Origin of the sequence: Paenibacillus sp. RUD330 (genome assembly GCF_002243345.2) — a bacterium.
Classification (GTDB): Bacteria; Bacillota; Bacilli; order Paenibacillales; family Paenibacillaceae; genus Paenibacillus_O.
Genome location: NZ_CP022655.2, coordinates 552217 through 567576, shown reverse-complemented (window position 1 = coordinate 567576; position 15360 = coordinate 552217). Strand labels below are relative to the sequence as shown.

13 protein-coding genes are annotated in these 15360 nt (G+C 60.3%); 5 read left to right on the top strand and 8 right to left on the bottom strand.

The window, feature by feature from the left end:
• Positions 1-487: 487 nt before the first annotated feature.
• Complete coding sequence (locus CIC07_RS02565) at positions 488-727, bottom strand: hypothetical protein (protein WP_206109141.1); 240 nt, start codon at positions 725-727, stop codon at positions 488-490.
• On the opposite strand from CIC07_RS02565, the gene CIC07_RS02560 reads away from it, so the two are divergent.
• From CIC07_RS02560 to CIC07_RS02550, 3 genes are all read left to right on the top strand, one after another.
• Positions 720-1643: a carbohydrate ABC transporter permease gene (locus CIC07_RS02560; RefSeq protein WP_076358914.1), complete on the top strand. Its 924-nt coding sequence runs from the start codon at positions 720-722 to the stop codon at positions 1641-1643. The genes CIC07_RS02565 and CIC07_RS02560 overlap by 8 nt on opposite strands.
• Positions 1644-1719: 76 nt before the next feature.
• Positions 1720-3045: a glycoside hydrolase family 125 protein gene (locus CIC07_RS02555; protein WP_094248317.1), complete on the top strand. Its 1326-nt coding sequence runs from the start codon at positions 1720-1722 to the stop codon at positions 3043-3045.
• Positions 3046-3110: 65 nt separating this feature from the next.
• Entirely contained in the window at positions 3111-5864 is a 2754-nt protein-coding gene (locus CIC07_RS02550) for an alpha-mannosidase (protein WP_076358916.1), read from the top strand.
• 62 nt (positions 5865-5926) lie between these two features.
• Here CIC07_RS02550 and CIC07_RS02545 read toward each other — a convergent pair whose 3' ends face one another.
• From CIC07_RS02545 to CIC07_RS02535, 3 genes are all read right to left on the bottom strand, one after another.
• Positions 5927-6238 (bottom strand): hypothetical protein, encoded by a 312-nt coding sequence (locus CIC07_RS02545; protein ID WP_076358917.1) that lies wholly within the window; start codon positions 6236-6238, stop codon positions 5927-5929.
• Positions 6239-6339: 101 nt separating this feature from the next.
• Positions 6340-6891 (bottom strand): GNAT family N-acetyltransferase, encoded by a 552-nt coding sequence (locus CIC07_RS02540; protein ID WP_076358918.1) that lies wholly within the window; start codon positions 6889-6891, stop codon positions 6340-6342.
• A 28-nt stretch (positions 6892-6919) separates the two neighbouring features.
• Positions 6920-8194: an ArsB/NhaD family transporter gene (locus CIC07_RS02535; RefSeq protein ID WP_076358919.1), complete on the bottom strand. Its 1275-nt coding sequence runs from the start codon at positions 8192-8194 to the stop codon at positions 6920-6922.
• Between the two features lie 222 nt (positions 8195-8416).
• On the opposite strand from CIC07_RS02535, the gene CIC07_RS02530 reads away from it, so the two are divergent.
• A complete protein-coding gene (locus tag CIC07_RS02530; protein ID WP_076358920.1) occupies positions 8417-9961 on the top strand; it encodes an alkaline phosphatase family protein in 1545 nt (514 codons plus the stop codon).
• Positions 9962-10049: 88 nt separating this feature from the next.
• Here the strand turns inward: CIC07_RS02530 and CIC07_RS02525 are convergent, their stop codons facing one another.
• Entirely contained in the window at positions 10050-11420 is a 1371-nt protein-coding gene (locus CIC07_RS02525; RefSeq protein ID WP_076358921.1) for an MATE family efflux transporter, read from the bottom strand.
• Positions 11421-11667: 247 nt separating this feature from the next.
• Here CIC07_RS02525 and CIC07_RS02520 point away from each other — a divergent pair, with 247 nt between their 5' ends.
• A complete protein-coding gene (locus CIC07_RS02520) occupies positions 11668-12558 on the top strand; it encodes a helix-turn-helix transcriptional regulator (RefSeq protein WP_076358922.1) in 891 nt (296 codons plus the stop codon).
• 662 nt (positions 12559-13220) lie between these two features.
• Here CIC07_RS02520 and infC read toward each other — a convergent pair.
• The 3 genes from infC to CIC07_RS02505 form a co-directional block, all read right to left on the bottom strand.
• Entirely contained in the window at positions 13221-13742 is a 522-nt protein-coding gene (gene infC, locus CIC07_RS02515) for a translation initiation factor IF-3 (protein ID WP_076358924.1), read from the bottom strand.
• A 485-nt stretch (positions 13743-14227) separates the two neighbouring features.
• The gene (locus CIC07_RS02510) at positions 14228-14767 is read right to left on the bottom strand and encodes a GNAT family N-acetyltransferase (protein ID WP_076358926.1); all 540 of its coding nucleotides are present in this window, start codon (positions 14765-14767) and stop codon (positions 14228-14230) included.
• Between the two features lie 177 nt (positions 14768-14944).
• Positions 14945-15241: a putative quinol monooxygenase gene (locus tag CIC07_RS02505; protein WP_076358927.1), complete on the bottom strand. Its 297-nt coding sequence runs from the start codon at positions 15239-15241 to the stop codon at positions 14945-14947.
• Positions 15242-15360 lie beyond the last annotated feature (119 nt).

The window sequence follows — 15360 nt, the reverse complement described above, 5'->3', positions numbered from 1 at the left end:
ATTGCCTCTCCATCCCAGCTTCGCCGGCATTGCGACTCCGCCCCTCAGACAGCCGCTTTGCACCACAGGCTTGACTGTCTGAAGCAGCCTGTTCGGGCTTAAGCCGCAGGTTGTGCAGGCTTCGCCTGTCTGCCCTTCGGATTCACCCGCTTCGCTGTGCGGGCATTGCATTCCAGTTCCGACTCACCAGGTTGCGGCGTCGAGCTTGGCTGTCCAGTCTTCGTCGACTAGGCTACGGCCCTTTCTACCCTGCCAGCCCCCGCCTTCCATGAACTCGGAAGGCGGCCACCCTATTAATAAGGGGGAGGGCGGCGGTTGGGGTTTTCAAACCGGGGAGCGGAGCGGGCAGAATCGTTCTGCAGAAGCTTTGCCGGCGACCTTGGCGCCCATCGGAGATGGGGTGCGGGTGGGAGATGGCGAAGCGTTCCCCTTTGAAGACCGGATGCTGACCCTGACAAGGGGTAGGGAGATGAAGAGCATCCGGGGTTCAACAGGGATCGGAGGAATGATCTGCCGGCGGAGCGGATGGGGTTTGAAGGTGTTTTGCCTTTGCCTTTGCCTTTGCCTTTGCCTTTGCCTTTGCCTTTGCCTTTGCCTTTGCCTTTGCCTTTGCCTTTGCCTTTGCCTTTGCCTTTGCCTTTGCCTTTGCCCGATCTACCCGCACCACCAAGCAACCAACAAGCCGCCCTCCAAGCGGCACGAAAGGAGTTTCCCCCATCATGGCCAAAGCAATGCCCGTCCGGAAACCCCGGGACTTCCAGAAGCTGTCGGCCGGCTGGAATGTCGTCTTCAACATCATTGCCGCCGTTTTCGCCCTGGCCTGCGTGTTCCCGTTCGTCTTCATCGTCATCATCTCGTTCACCAAGGAATCCAGCCTCGCTGAGAACGGCTACCAGATCATTCCCGAGCATTGGAGCCTGGAAGCTTACCGCTATGTCTTCCAGAACGGCGACGCGCTGCTCCGCTCCTATGGCGTCACCATTCTCGTGACGGTCGTCGGCACCGTGCTCGCGCTGCTCGTCGTCACGCTGTACGCATACGGCATTTCGCGCAAGACGTTCAAATACCGGAATTTCTTCGGCTTCTTCGCTTTCTTCACGATGCTGTTCAACGGCGGCCTCGTTCCGACCTACATCGTCGTGACGCAGATGCTCGGCCTCAAGGACTCCGTCTGGGCGATGATTCTGCCTCTGATGGTCAACGCCTTCTACATCCTGATCATGAGGACGTTCTTCAGCACGATGGTTCCCGACGCCATCATCGAATCCGGCAAGATCGACGGCGCCGGCGAATTCCAGATCTTCTGGAAGCTCGTCCTGCCGCTGGCTCTGCCCGGACTTGCCACGATCGCCTTGTTCAGCACGCTCGGCTACTGGAACGACTGGTTCAACGCCCTGCTGTACATCGAGAATCCCAACCTCGTGCCGCTGCAGTCGATGCTCATGCGGATCGAGACCAACATGCAGTTCCTGTTGACGCAGGCGTCGAGCAATTCCTCCCTGGCGTCCAATCTCCAGAACATGCCGCAGGATACTTCCCGCATGGCGATGGTCGTGCTCGCCACCGGCCCGATCATCCTCGCCTACCCGTTCTTCCAGCGTTATTTCGTGCAAGGATTGACGATCGGAGCGGTCAAAGAGTAAGCTCGCTGCGAAGAAGCCGAACAACCTGCACGATCGCCATTACCGATTCCACCCCGACAAGGAGCCTGATCATTCCATGGAACAATTCCGCCTTCCCAAAATCCCGATGCCGAAGCTGGAGACGCCTGCCGCCGTGCAGGCTGTCCTGGAGGAAGCCGGCCAGCGCCTCGCGCATCGGCCGAAGCTGCTCGAGCTTTTCCGCAACTGCTTCCCTAACACGCTGGATACGACGACCAAGCTGATGGCTGACAGCACCACCTTCGTCATCACCGGAGACATCCCGGCCATGTGGCTGCGCGACTCCGTCGAACAGGTCATCCAGTACGTTCCTCTGGCCAAGGAGGATCCCGACCTTCAACGGATCATTGAGGGCCTGATCAAGCGCCACATGAACATGATCCGGATCGACCCTTACGCCAACGCCTTCAACGAAACCAGCAACGACTGGCATTGGAACACGATCGACGTGACCGACATGGGACCTTGGGTATGGGAGCGCAAGTTCGAGCTCGATTCCATCTGCTTCTCGTTCCGCCTCGCCTACGCCTACTGGAACGAGACGAAGCATACCGCCATCTTCGATACGGACTTCAAGCTTGCAATGAGGACGGCGATCGATCTGTGGAAAACGGAGCAGCGGCATTTCGAGCAGTCTCCATACCGCTTCACCCGGAACAACGGCATTCCCACCGATTCGCTGCGCAACAGCGGCCTCGGCATGCCGGTCAACTATACGGGCATGATCTGGTCGGGCTTCCGCCCGAGCGACGATGCCTGCGACTTCCATTACAACATCCCGGCCAACATGTTCGCCGTCGTCACGCTGAGGCAGATGCGTGAGATCGCGGAATGGGTATTCCGCGACATGGCGATGGTGCAGGAGCTGGCAGACCTCGAAGCGGACGTGAACCACGGCATCCAGCTGTACGGAGTCTACCGCCATCCCGAATTCGGTCCTATCTATGCGTATGAGACCGACGGCTTCGGCAACTACTGCCTGATGGACGATGCCGGCACGCCGGGCCTGATGTCGATTCCTTACGTCGGCTATACGTCCGAGGACGATCCGATCTATCTCAACACGCGCCGCTTCGCGCTGAGCAAGGAAAATCCGTTTTATTACGAAGGCGCCAAGGCCAAAGGCATCGGCAGCCCCCATACGCCTTCGGGCTACATCTGGCATATGGCTCTTTCCATGCAAGGCATTACAGCTGTATCGGCCGAGGAAAAGCTCGCCATGATCGACATGCTGGAGTCCACCGACGCGGACACCGGGTTCATGCATGAAGGCTTCCACTCCGACGATCCTGCTGTATACACACGCAGCTGGTTCGCCTGGTCCAACAGCCTTTTCTCTCAGCTCGTATACCGGGCGATGAAGGACGGCTTGCTGGACGCCTGAACCGATTGCCGCTATTCCGGCCCTCGTGCCGTCACTCCACTTCGCAACGAAAGGACGTGCTCCCCATGAGCAAGCGCACCGCGCATCTGATCTCGCATACGCACTGGGACCGGGAATGGTACCTCCCCTACGAGAAGCATCATGTCCGTCTCGTCCAGCTCGTCGACACCCTGCTGGACACGCTGGAGAACGATCCCGGCTACCGCAGCTTCTTCCTCGACGGCCAGACGATCATCCTGGAGGACTATCTCCAGGTCCGGCCGGAGAACCGCGAACGCCTCCAAGCGTTGATTACCGCCGGCCGCATCGGGATCGGTCCCTGGTACATTCTGCAGGATGCCTTCCTCACGAGCGGCGAAGCCAATATCCGCAACCTGCAGATCGGCCATGAGGATGCCGCCCGCTGGGGTCCGGTATCCAAGATCGGCTACTTCCCCGACACCTTCGGCCTCGTCGGCCAGACGCCGCAGCTGATGGCGCAGGCCGGCATCGACAACGCGCTCTTCGGACGCGGCGTCAAGCCGACCGGCTTCAACAACGAGGTCGGAGAGTCGACCGCCTTTGAAAGCTCCTTCTCCGAGCTCATCTGGGAAGGGCCGGACGGCTCCCGCGTGCTCGGCATCCTGTTCGCCAACTGGTATTCCAACGGCAACGAGGTTCCGGTGCAAGCCGAAGAAGCCCGCGCCTACTGGCAGCGCAAGCTCGCCGACGCCGGCAAATACGCTTCGACGCCGCATCTGCTCTTCATGAACGGCTGCGACCACCAGCCGATCCAGACCGACCTGGCCGAGGCGATCCGCATGGCAGGCGCGGTAGAGCCCGATGTGACCTTCATCCACTCCAACTTCCCGGACTATCTGCAAGCCGTCCGCGAGTCGGCGGGCGAGCGGCCTCTGTCGGTCGTGCAGGGCGAGCTGCGGAGCCAGCGCACGGACGGCTGGGGGACGCTCGTCAACACCGCCTCCTCCCGCGTCTACCTCAAGCAGATGAACGCCCGCGGCCAAGCTCTGCTGGAGCGCGCTGCCGAGCCGCTCGCGGCCTACGGACATCTGCACGGCAAGGATTACCCGCATCATCTGTTCACGTACGGCTGGAAGCAGCTCATGCAGAACCATCCGCATGACAGCATTTGCGGCTGCAGCGTGGACGAGGTCCATCGGGAGATGGTCTCCCGCTTCGACAAGAGCCGCCATGTGGCGGAAACCATTCTCGACGAGACGGCTCGATTCCTGGCCGACGCGGTGGATACCCGGGTTTTCGGCACCTATGGCTCCGATGCCCTGCCGTTCGTCGTGAACAATACGACGGGATGGAGGCGCGGCGGCACCGTATCCGTAGAGCTCGACGCGGCACGGATTTACTTCCGGGACGGCATTCCGATTCCGGAGATGAACGCCTGCATCCGCGAGCTCGGACTGGAAGGCCGGATACTCGTAGACGATCAGGGGAATCCTGTTCCGTGCACGATGGAGGATCTTGGCCTGCAATTCGGCTATGACCTGCCGGACGATGCATTCCGCCAGCCTTACCAGGCCCGCCGGGTGCGCCTGACCTTCCGCGCTGACGCCGTTCCGGCGCTCGGCCACCGTGCCTACGCCTGGGTAAAAAGCGAGCAGGCTCCCGAGCGGCAGCCTTCCCTTCTTCAAGGAAGCGCCGTGCTGGACAACGGCCTTCTTCGCGCCGAAGTCGCCGAGGACGGCAGCTTCGCCTTGACGGATCTCGGCACCGGTCGGGTATATGCCGATCTCGGGGTATATGAGGACAGCGGCGACATTGGCAACGAGTACATGTTCATGGCGCCGAAGGGCGTTGAGCCGCTGACCACGAAGGGCCTGCAGGCTTCCGTCCGCATCGTCGAGGACGCTCCTTACCGGGCCGCATTGGAAATCGTCCACGAATGGGATGTGCCCTCATCGGCAGACGAGCTTCTGGAGCGCGAGCAGCGGGAAATCGTCTATTATCCGGAACGCCAGGCAGGCCGCTCCGAGCATACGGTCAAGCTCCGCCTGACGACGACCTTGTCGCTGGAGCAGGGAAGCAGACGGCTGGACATCGTCTCCTCCTTCGACAATCAAGCCAAGGACCACCGGGTACGCATGCTGTTCCCGACGGATCTCGAGACGTCCGTGCACACGGCCGACTCCATCTTCGAAGCCGCCTTGCGGGACAACGAGCCTTCCGCCGAATGGACCAACCCGAGCAACACGCAGCATCAGATGGCCTTCGCCGATGTCAGCGGCCTGGCCGCGGACGGCGCGCGCGCCGGACTTGCGGTGGCCAACAGCGGGCTGAACGAGTATGAGGTGCTCCGCGACGGCCGCAATACGATTGCGGTCACGCTGCTCCGCTCGACCGGAGAGCTCGGCGATTGGGGATGGTTCCCTACTCCCGAAGCCCAGTGCATCGGTCCGCATGAAGCGCGCTTGGCGCTGATTCCGCATGGCGGCGATGGAGCCGCCGAGGGTGCGTATGCCGAGGCCTACCAGTTCGAGACCCCTTGGACGACGGCTCAGACCGGCATCCATCCGGGCACGCTTCGGCCTGTCGATGCCGCCCTGGCATGGGACGGCGAAGCTCTGGCTTTCTCCGCCTTCAAAATCAACGCCGTCGGCGACGTCATGGCCCGCTGGTACAATTTGAAGCGCGAGCCCGCGAAGCTTGCCGTCCAGGCTCCGGCCGGATCTACCGGCTGGTACAAGAGCGGCGTGCTCGAGCAGGCCGCAGCCGCGTCCGAATTGGACGCCGGACGCCGCGCCGAGCTTCCGGCCGGTCCTGCGGAGATCATAACGCTTGGTTTTTCGCATCGAACTCATTCCTGATCCTCGAACAACGCCAAAAAAGACCCGGGAGCTTGTCCCGGGTCTTTTTGGCCTGCTTGTCCTTATCCTATGCGCGGAACCGCTCTGAACACGTTGATCGTGGAGCCCTGGGCTTGTACGACCGCAAGCCCGAGTATGGTCGTGATGAGATCGGCAAGGTCGATGTCGCCCGCATCCGCGATGAAGGCTACCGTGCCGCCGCCTGCGGGGAAGCCGTTGCAGCCGACGATATAGAGCTGGCCTGGAGCGACGTTGAAGATTTTCGTGCCGATGCTGCCGTCGCCGGGGAACGCGCAGCCTCCTTTGGCGGTGTCGCCCACCTCCGTAAGAACAATGACATTGCCTAGCGTTGGAACCGGAACCGTAATCGCCATTTGGACTACCCTCTTTCTTTTGAAGTTAAGAACAGGGTATGTCCCTCTGGCAATCTATGAACCGGACTTCTGCGGAAATCGATCGATCCATAGACTGTCCTCTAGCTGTTCGACTCCGCTTCCCATTCCCGGCTTAGAATGCCCATGCTGATCCGGTCATAGAGGCGTCCGTCCCGCCAGACGGCCTCTCGGGCTCTGCCTTCGTGGCGGAAGCCCGCCTTTTCGTAGGCTCGGATGCCGCCTGCGTTGTATTCGATCACATCCAGGCCGACACGGTGCAGGTTGAGCTCGTGGAAGGCATAGCGCAAAATGACCCGCAGCGCGTCCGAGCCGTATCCGCGGTTACGGTTCATGGCCTCCCCGATGCCGATCGCCAGCATCCCGGCGCGGTTGTTCCATTCGATGCTGTGGATGGCCGCGAACCCGATCAGCTCGTCGCCTTCAAGCTCCCGCAGTCGGAAATAGACTTCCTTGGAGCCGGGCTCCGACTCCGATTCCATCTGCTTTTCCGTAGCCGGCACCGCGTGCTCCGTATCGACATTTCTCAAATAATCGGAGTCCTCCATCCACAGCGCCATCGTCGCGACATCCTCCGGCCTTGGAGCGGCTAGCCGGATAAGCTCTCCTTCAAACAAATTCGGCCTCAGCCCCATATCCATTCCTCCTGTTGGTCTGTTTCTCTTAGAGCAGATACCTCAAGTATACGTAGATGCTCGACAGCGCGACCGAGAGCAGCATGAGCGGGAAGCCGTATTTCAAAAACGTCAGGAACCGGATCGGATATCCCTCCCGGGCCGAGATTCCCGCCGCCACGAGATTGGCGCTCGCCCCGATCAAGGTGCCGTTGCCGCCCAGGCAAGCCCCGAGCGCCAGGCTCCACCAGAGCGGCTCCAGGTTGTCGATTCCCATGCTCCCCATGTCCTGGATAAGCGGAATCATCGTGGCGACGAACGGGATATTGTCCAGAAAGGCAGAGGCGATCGCACTGAGCCATAAAATCAGCATGGACGCGGATTTCATGTCGCCGCCGGTCAGATCCACGGCGTTTTCCGCCAAACGGCCGATGACGCCCGTGTCGACCAGCCCGCCCACAAGGACGAACAAGCCGATGAAGAAGAACAGCGTCGGCCATTCCACCGCGGCGAGGGATGCCTCCAGCATGCGCTCTCCGGTGAGCAGCAGCAGGATGAACGCTCCTGTCAGCGCCACGGTCGCGGATTCCAGATGCAGAGCTTGATGCAGGAAAAAGCCCGCGATCGTAAGTCCAAGCACCGACAGCGACTTGATGAGCAGCTTCCGGTCATGCAGCAGGCCTTCCTCCTCCATCTCCATCAGTCTCGCCTTCAGCTCCGGCGTCGTGCGCAGCTGCTTGCGGAAGATGAGCATGAAGATCGGCACATAGACCGCCATGATGATGACGATGATCGGCGCCAGATTTTCGATGAAGGCAAGAAAGGTCAGCTCCTTGACTGCGCTTCCGATCATGATGTTCGGAGGATCGCCGATCAGCGTCGCGGTTCCGCCTACGTTGGAGGCGATCACCTGAGTGATCAGGAATGGAATCGGGCTGACCTTGAGCCGGCGCGTAATGCTGAACGTGACCGGGACGATGAGCAGGATCGTCGTCACGTTGTCGAGGAAGGCGGAACCCAGAGCCGTGACGAGCGCCAGCGCGACGAGAATGCGTATCGGCTCTCCCTTGGCCAGCTTGGCGGCCTTTATCGCCGCGTAGGCGAATATGCCGGTCTCGGCGGTGACATGCACGATGATCATCATGCCGATCAGCAGGCCGAGGGTATTGAAGTCGATATGCTCGACCGCCTTATGCTGCTCGACGAGGCCTGCGGCCACGACGATGAGAGCGCCCAGCATGGCGGCGATGGTACGGTGGATTTTTTCGGAAACGATGAACGCGTAGGTAAGCAGAAAAATAGCGACAGCCCATGCAGCCTGCAAAAAAAAGACCTCCTGATGATGACGAGAAATGGACAATCATTAAGCTTTCATGATTTTACCATAAAAAAGCGGATCTCTTTAAGCCATCTTCAGCTTCCGATTACTTCCAGCGAACAATCCAACCTCAAACTGGACTTGCAGGACAATCCGCAGCATGACGCGGCAAATCCCCGCTCCGACTGCGCGGTTGCCCGCCAATCGATTCCAAAGGAGAGAAATCATGTGAACAAAAGGTTGAAGCAAGCCGGAGCCGCGGCGCTGATAGCAAGCGCTCTGCTGCCCTCCGTTCCGGCAGAGGCCGCCGGAGCTCCGCCGGATGCGGTGCTGCAGCTGAAATTTGACGGCAGCGCTGCGGATTCCTCCGGAAACAACGTTTCCGTCGCTGTGGCCGGCAGCCCGTCGTACACAGCCGGCCGGATCGGCCAGGCGCTGGAATTCAGCTCCGCGGGCCAATATGTCGATCTTGGCCGGAGCGCCTCCACGACCTTCGGCAGCGCGACCGATTACAGCGTCTCGTTCTGGCTGCAGGCGAGCGGATCCGTAACCGGCGATCCGGTCATCATCGGCAACAAGAACTGGTCGACCGGAGCCAATGCCGGGTGGGTCATCGCCCTTCAGGCGAACGGCTCCATCAAATGGAATTACACACCGGCAGGCCAGAGCCGCTCCGACGCCTATATTCCCGGCGCCGCGGACGGCCAGTGGCATCTTGTCACCGTCACGCATGACCGCGACGGAAGCGCCAGGCTCTATAAGGACGGCACCATCGCCGCAAGCGCGGACATCGCCTCCAAGACGGGCAGCATCGACACGGCCTACAGCACACGGATCGCTCAGGATGCCACGGGCAGCTACGGCTCCGTGCTCAGGGCCAAGCTGGACGAGCTGCAGCTGTTCAAGCGTTCTCTAAGCGCGGAGGAAGTGCTCGCCCTGTACAACGCGGCTCCCCCTGTCCAAGGCGGATCGTCCCGCAAAGTGCTTGTGATCGGCATCGATGGAGCCCGTCCGGATGCCGTCCAGGCGGCAGATGCCCCCAATCTCCATTCCCTGGCGGCTGCGGGAGCTTACTCCTGGAACGCCCAGGCGAACGGCAGCAACACCTGGAGCGCCACCGGCTGGTCGACGATGCATACCGGCGTCTGGTACGGCAAGCACGGCGTCAAGGACAACTCGTGGACGGGCAGCCAGTTCGGCGCGTACCCGTCTCTCATGAAGAGAGCCGAGCAAGCCAAGCCTGCGCTGAACACCTCTTCGATCGTTCACTGGTCGCCGATCAACACGAATCTGGTCGACGGCATCGATCAGGAGATCAGCGTCTCCACGGATGCCGAAGTAGCCGCCGCGGCCATCGGCCAGATCAAGAACGGCAGTCCCGACCTCATGTTCCTTCAATTCGACGATGTCGACCATGCCGGCCATACGTACGGGTTCAGCCCGTCCGTTCCGCAGTATGGAGATGCCATCCATGCCGTAGACGGACAAATCGGCTCTATCCTCGATGCGGTCAAGAACCGCAGCACTTATTCCGGCGAGCAGTGGCTCATCCTCGTCTCCACCGATCACGGCGGCAAAGGCACGAGCCATGGAGGCAGCAGCGCCGAAGAGCGCACGATCTTCTACTTGGCCAGCGGCCCCGGCACGACAAAAGGGCCGATCGCCGGCACGGTCAACCAGACCGACGTCATGGCCACGGCGCTTTCCTACCTCGGCATTCCGCTCCAGTCCGCCTGGAACCTCGACGGCAAGCCGGCCGGCCTCGCAGGCTGACGGGATCTCTGTCCGGAAAGAAAAAAGGATGTCCTTGAGGCTCGCGCCTTTTCGGACATCCTTTTTGACGCTGTATATTGCGGCGGGCTCACATCTCCGCAGCGGTGCCGCTCGCGACAGCCGGAGCTTCCTGGACCGCGCCGCGCGTGGCCCACTTGCGGCTGCGCCACCGCAGCCAGCAGACGAAGCCGCGCAAGTATTCGTCCGCGATCATGCAGGCGTAGATCGCGACCAGCCCCCAGCCGAGATGGATGCTGAAGTAATAGGCGACGGCTACCGATACGCCCCACATGCTGACCGTGGAGATGACCATCGTGAAGCGGGTATCGCCGACCGCATTGAGGGAGTCGGCTATCGTCATGTTGAGCATCTTGCCCGGCTGCAGCAGCAGATTGAGACCGAGCAGGGAAGCGCAGATGGCCAGTATTTCGCTGTCCGAGGTGAACAGCCCCAGCATCTGCTTGCCGAACAGGAACACGAGCAGCGCGTTGCCGATGACGACCAGCTGGCCGATCCAGAGACCGGTATAGGCGCCCTTGTAGGCCTCCCGCATACGTCCGCCTCCGAACAAATGGGCGACCCGGATCTGAGTGGCAAGAGCGATCGAGAAGCCGATCAGGAAGCAGAACGACTCCAGCGTGTTCATGTATGTGCGCGCCGACAGCTCCTTGGCTCCGAGCGATCCGATGAACGTGAAGATGACGAGCTGGGAGAACACCCAGTTGGCCGAGTATACGCCGAGCGGCCAGCCGATCTTCATGACCTCGGAGAACAAGCCGCGGCTCCAGACCTTGATGTCGCCCCACCAGATGCGGCGCTCGAAGGCGAACAGGAACATGTAGAAGAGCAGCGCCGAAGCGAGCAGGCGGCTGACCAGCGTGCTGACGGCGACTCCCGTCAGTCCCCACTGCGGCAGGCCGAAAGCGCCGAAGATGAAGCCATAGTTCAAGATGATGTGGATGACGTTCATGCCTACGGCCGTATACATCGGTCCCCGCGTGTTGCCGGTGTTGCGGATCGCCGTGCTCAGCGTGCTCATGACGGCGATCAGGATCATGCCGCCGCCGACGATGGAGATGTAGCGGACCGCCATCGGAACCAGTTCTTCCGGCATCTGCAGCACCCGTGCGATCGGCGCCGGGAACAGGATCAGCACCGCGCTCAGCGCCGCGCCGATCAGAACCGTCGCCTTGAGCGCGATGATGGAGATCGTCCGGGCCTCCTCCTCTTTCCTTGCGCCCAGCTTCTGCGCGATCAGGATGCCGGCGCCGCTGGCGATGACCGTGAACAGGACCGTCATGGCATTGAACAGCTGATTGGAGAAGCCGACGACCGCTACGGCGTCATCGGACACTTTGCTGACCATCAGCGTATCGGCGGCCCCCAGAAGAAACTGCAGGAACAGCTCGATGAAGATCGGCCACGAGAGCGCCCACAGGGAATAATTACGGTTTTTCATTTATGCAACCTCCACCCCATATAACCCTGGCACGGATGCCCCGCACCGGGCTGATGAAAGCCCTTACTTCGCCCAAGCCGCCTAACAACCTAACTTATTAAGGATGATGCGGATTACAAGTGAGTATGGAGCTCATTAGTCAAACCAAATTATAAGTGCTATACTCGCTCTGAGGTATCAAGGATGCAACCTTAACTTTCAAAATTCCAACTTCATTTTCATTCCAAGTCAAAGGACAGAAAAGCCCATGAACCTGCTTCAGTTCGCTCTTCCGCCGCTCCCCTTCTATATCAGCAGCGGCCATGAAACCCATGGGCCGGGGCTGGTCCATGTCGATCGCCGCAATATCGGCGTGTTCGATCTGCTCGCCGTCAGGCAAGGGACGCTGCACATCGCGGAAGAGGACCGCCGTTATGCCCTCGGCGCAGGAGAGGCGCTCATCCTCCGTCCCGACGCCCATCACTTCGGCACCTCCCCTTGCACGGAGACGACCGAGTATTACTGGATGCACTTCGGCCATCAGGGCCATTGGACGGCGACCGACGAGCGGCTACCGCTCTACCAGAGCCAGCGGGATACGGCCGATTCCTCCGCCAGCGCGGCCTGGAAGATGACCGCCCCGCCCTTCTCCGTCCAAGTTCCGCAGCATTCGGTGCTGCTCCAGCCGGAGCAGGCCTTCGAGCTGCTGGAGCAGCTGACCGCCATCACGCAGAGCGGCCATATGGGCGGCGCTCTCTGGCGCCAGCAGATCCTGTTCCAGGAGCTGCTGCAGCAGCTGTCGGCAGCCATCGACGCCCGCTCCACCTCGCCTTCGGCCGCTTGCGCCACACAGGCGGCCGCCTATCTGCGCCAGCATTACGCCGAGGAGATCAGCGCCCGCGAGATGGCCGACAGCCTCAATTTCCACTCCGTCTATATCGCCCGCTGCATGCAAAAAGAGTTCGGCTGCTCGCCGAAGGAATATCTGCTCCGCTACCGGATCGGACAAGCCAAGCTGCTGCTTCTGCGCACCGACTATCCTGTCGCACGCGTCGCGGAGGAGGTCGGCTTCAACCAGGCGGCCTACTTCGCCTCCTGCTTCGCCAAGTACGAGGGCATCTCTCCGCGCAGCTACCGGCTGCGGTTCTCGCATGCGTGAAACTCGGCCCTCCATTTCGCACGACTTTTTTGCTCGACATTCGGGGATGGTTGTAGAAACATTCGGGGACTTCGACGGACATGGGGACTTCGACGGACATGGGGACTTCGACGGACATGGGGACATCGACGGACATGGGGACATCGACGGACATGGGGACTTCGAGGGACATGGGGAACATCGACGTAAATCGAGGGACTTCGAGGGACATGGGGAACATCGACGTAAATCGAGGGACTTCGAGGACATTCGAACCTATGGACGCACCGACACGCACCTTTACCAGATGCCGGAGCTCTGCAGTCCCCCTCACCGGGCGGGTCCCCCCGTGCTTGTTTGGATGGTCCGGCCCCTCGCATCGGACATACGTTCCGTTATTTAGGCGTATTCTTCATTTTTGCGCAATTATCGGACATACGTTCCGTTATTCCACCAAACAGAATCAGTATCCCAATAAGAATGAAGAAATAGCGGATCGTATGTCCGATCCGCTTCCATAATGGCTTCATTCCGCAAAATAGCGGATCGTATGTCCGATCCGGCTTCTTGCCGCAAGTCGAATCCGCCGCCCCTCTCATGAGGTGCCATGCATGCAAGCCGCCGCACTCCCACATTCAGCCATGCAACTGCCGCAGAACGCACAGCTGCACAGCTTCTTACATCTAGAGCGGGTTCACCTTCGCCTGGGAGCCTTTGCCGCTCGTCTGGATGCCGCTTTCCTTGCGGCCGGCTTCCTTCAGATCAGCCAGCAGCCGCTCCAGCACGGCCTTGGCGGCGGCGCCTTCCTTGGCTCCGGTAGCCTTGACGACAAGCTGCACGGCGCTGCCGCTCCGCAACAGCTTGTCCGCCTGCCGCAGCTTCGTGTCGTAGTCATGCTCCTCGATGTGCGCGGTAAAGCGAAGCTCTTTGACCTTGTCCCCGCTTTTGCCGCTCTTGCCGCCGGGGCTAGCCGCACCCTTCCCTGCCGCCTTGGAGTCCTGGCGAGTCTTGTCCTTGCCTTTCCCCTTCGGTGTCAGGCTGCATGGGGGCGGACTGCTCATGAGCGAGGTGCAGACGAGATCCGCACCTGCTGCCTTCGCCATCGAGAGCGCTTCCTCCCGGCTGACGATGCCGAACTTCTCCCCGTTCAGTCCCGTCAGCATCACCTCGAATGCTTTGATTTGCTCATTGATCAATACCGCCATGTCTGCTTCTTCACAACCTCTCTCCACTCCTATTCTGTTAGCATACCCGGCTGGCGCTCCGCATTCAATCCCGTTTGCGCTTCATGCGATTCTAGCCGCTCCTTTCCTTCATCCCTAATCCATCGCCCCTTCGTCCATTTGCCCCCTTATTCCCCATTCAAAAATGGTCCTTCTGTCCGTCCGTCCTTCTGTCCTTCTGCCCTTCTGGTCCTTCTGGTCCTTCTGGTCCTTCTGGTCCTTCTGTCCTTCTGTCCTTCTGTCCTTCTGCCCTTCTGTCCTTCTGCCCTTCTGTCCTTCTGTCCTTCTGTCCTTCTGCCCTTCTGCCCTTCTGGTCCTTCTGTCCTTCTGTCCTTCTGCCCTTCTGTCCTTCTGGTCCTTCTGCCCTTCTGTCCTTCTGTCCTGACGTTCTTCATCCCCCCCTTCTGCCATCATTCCTCTGCCCCACCGTCCCTCCTTCTGCTTGCCGTCCTTCGGCTCTTCAGTCCTCAGCCCTTCCCTGCGTCGCCCTCCATCTTTCCTTTGGCCTTCGTCAAATAGAGCACCAGATCGTCATCCACACGCACTTGACCGCCAGGCTCGACGGGACGGTTGCCGTACATGACGCCTTTTCCGTCGGGGACATAACCCCGTTTGACGTATAGCCTCTGGGCGCTGCCATAATCCGCATACAATCCGAATCCGATGCCGACCGTGCCGGACCCTTCATAAGCCTGCGCTTCCAGCGCTTCGATCAGCCGGCCCCCGATTCCCCGCCTCCTGAACGGCGGGATGACGTCGAAATTCTGAATTTCAGGAATCTCGTTCTCCGCAAAGTAAGGATAGTGGGATATGTACACCACATGCCCCCAGCCTGCGAAATCATGTTCATGAAGAGCCAGCAAAGTGAATCTTTCTCCCTTTTGGTTTTCTTCCCAGCAGCGTTCGATGTAGTCTTGAGGCTTGCCGACGTCGTGGCCGGACAGCCCTTCATATATGAGTCCGATGTCGCCCCGTGTCATGGGACGGATTACGATAGATGCTTCCATGGTCTCCTGCTCCTCCCGCGTTTATGTTATAGGTGCAATGGTATCACACGGGCGGCGCTCCGAATGGGAAAGAACGACTATGGTCAAATCCACCTGCCAGCTCCTCCGGTTAAACAACAAAAAAGAACCAGCCGAATGGCTGGTCCTGCATAACGGGAGCGCCCTCCCCTGGCATCCTTATTTCTGAACAGCTTCTCCCGCAAAAGCGCGCACGTCCAGCGGGGCCGCCATATAGGCCTGTGCAGCCTTCACGAACGACTGAAAATGCCCGCTGGCATTATGGGCGGCGACAGCCTCCGCATCTTGCCACAGCTCGACCATCGTGTACGAATGCTCCTGGTCCGTGTCCTTGAGCAAGCTGTACGAGACGTTGCCGGCTTCAGCTCGGGAAGCTTCCACCAGCGCCTTGGCGGCGCTTAGGAATTCGCTCTCCGCATCGCTTTTCACCTTGATGCCTGCATGGATGATAATCATGTTGTTTCCTCGCTTTCGTAGCCTGGCCGCGCTGTCGATGCCGACAGCCACAGCTTATGCTCTATGCTTGCCTGCCGCTTCAATCTGCGCCTCGCTCCAGCCCTCATGGCGACTTCAAC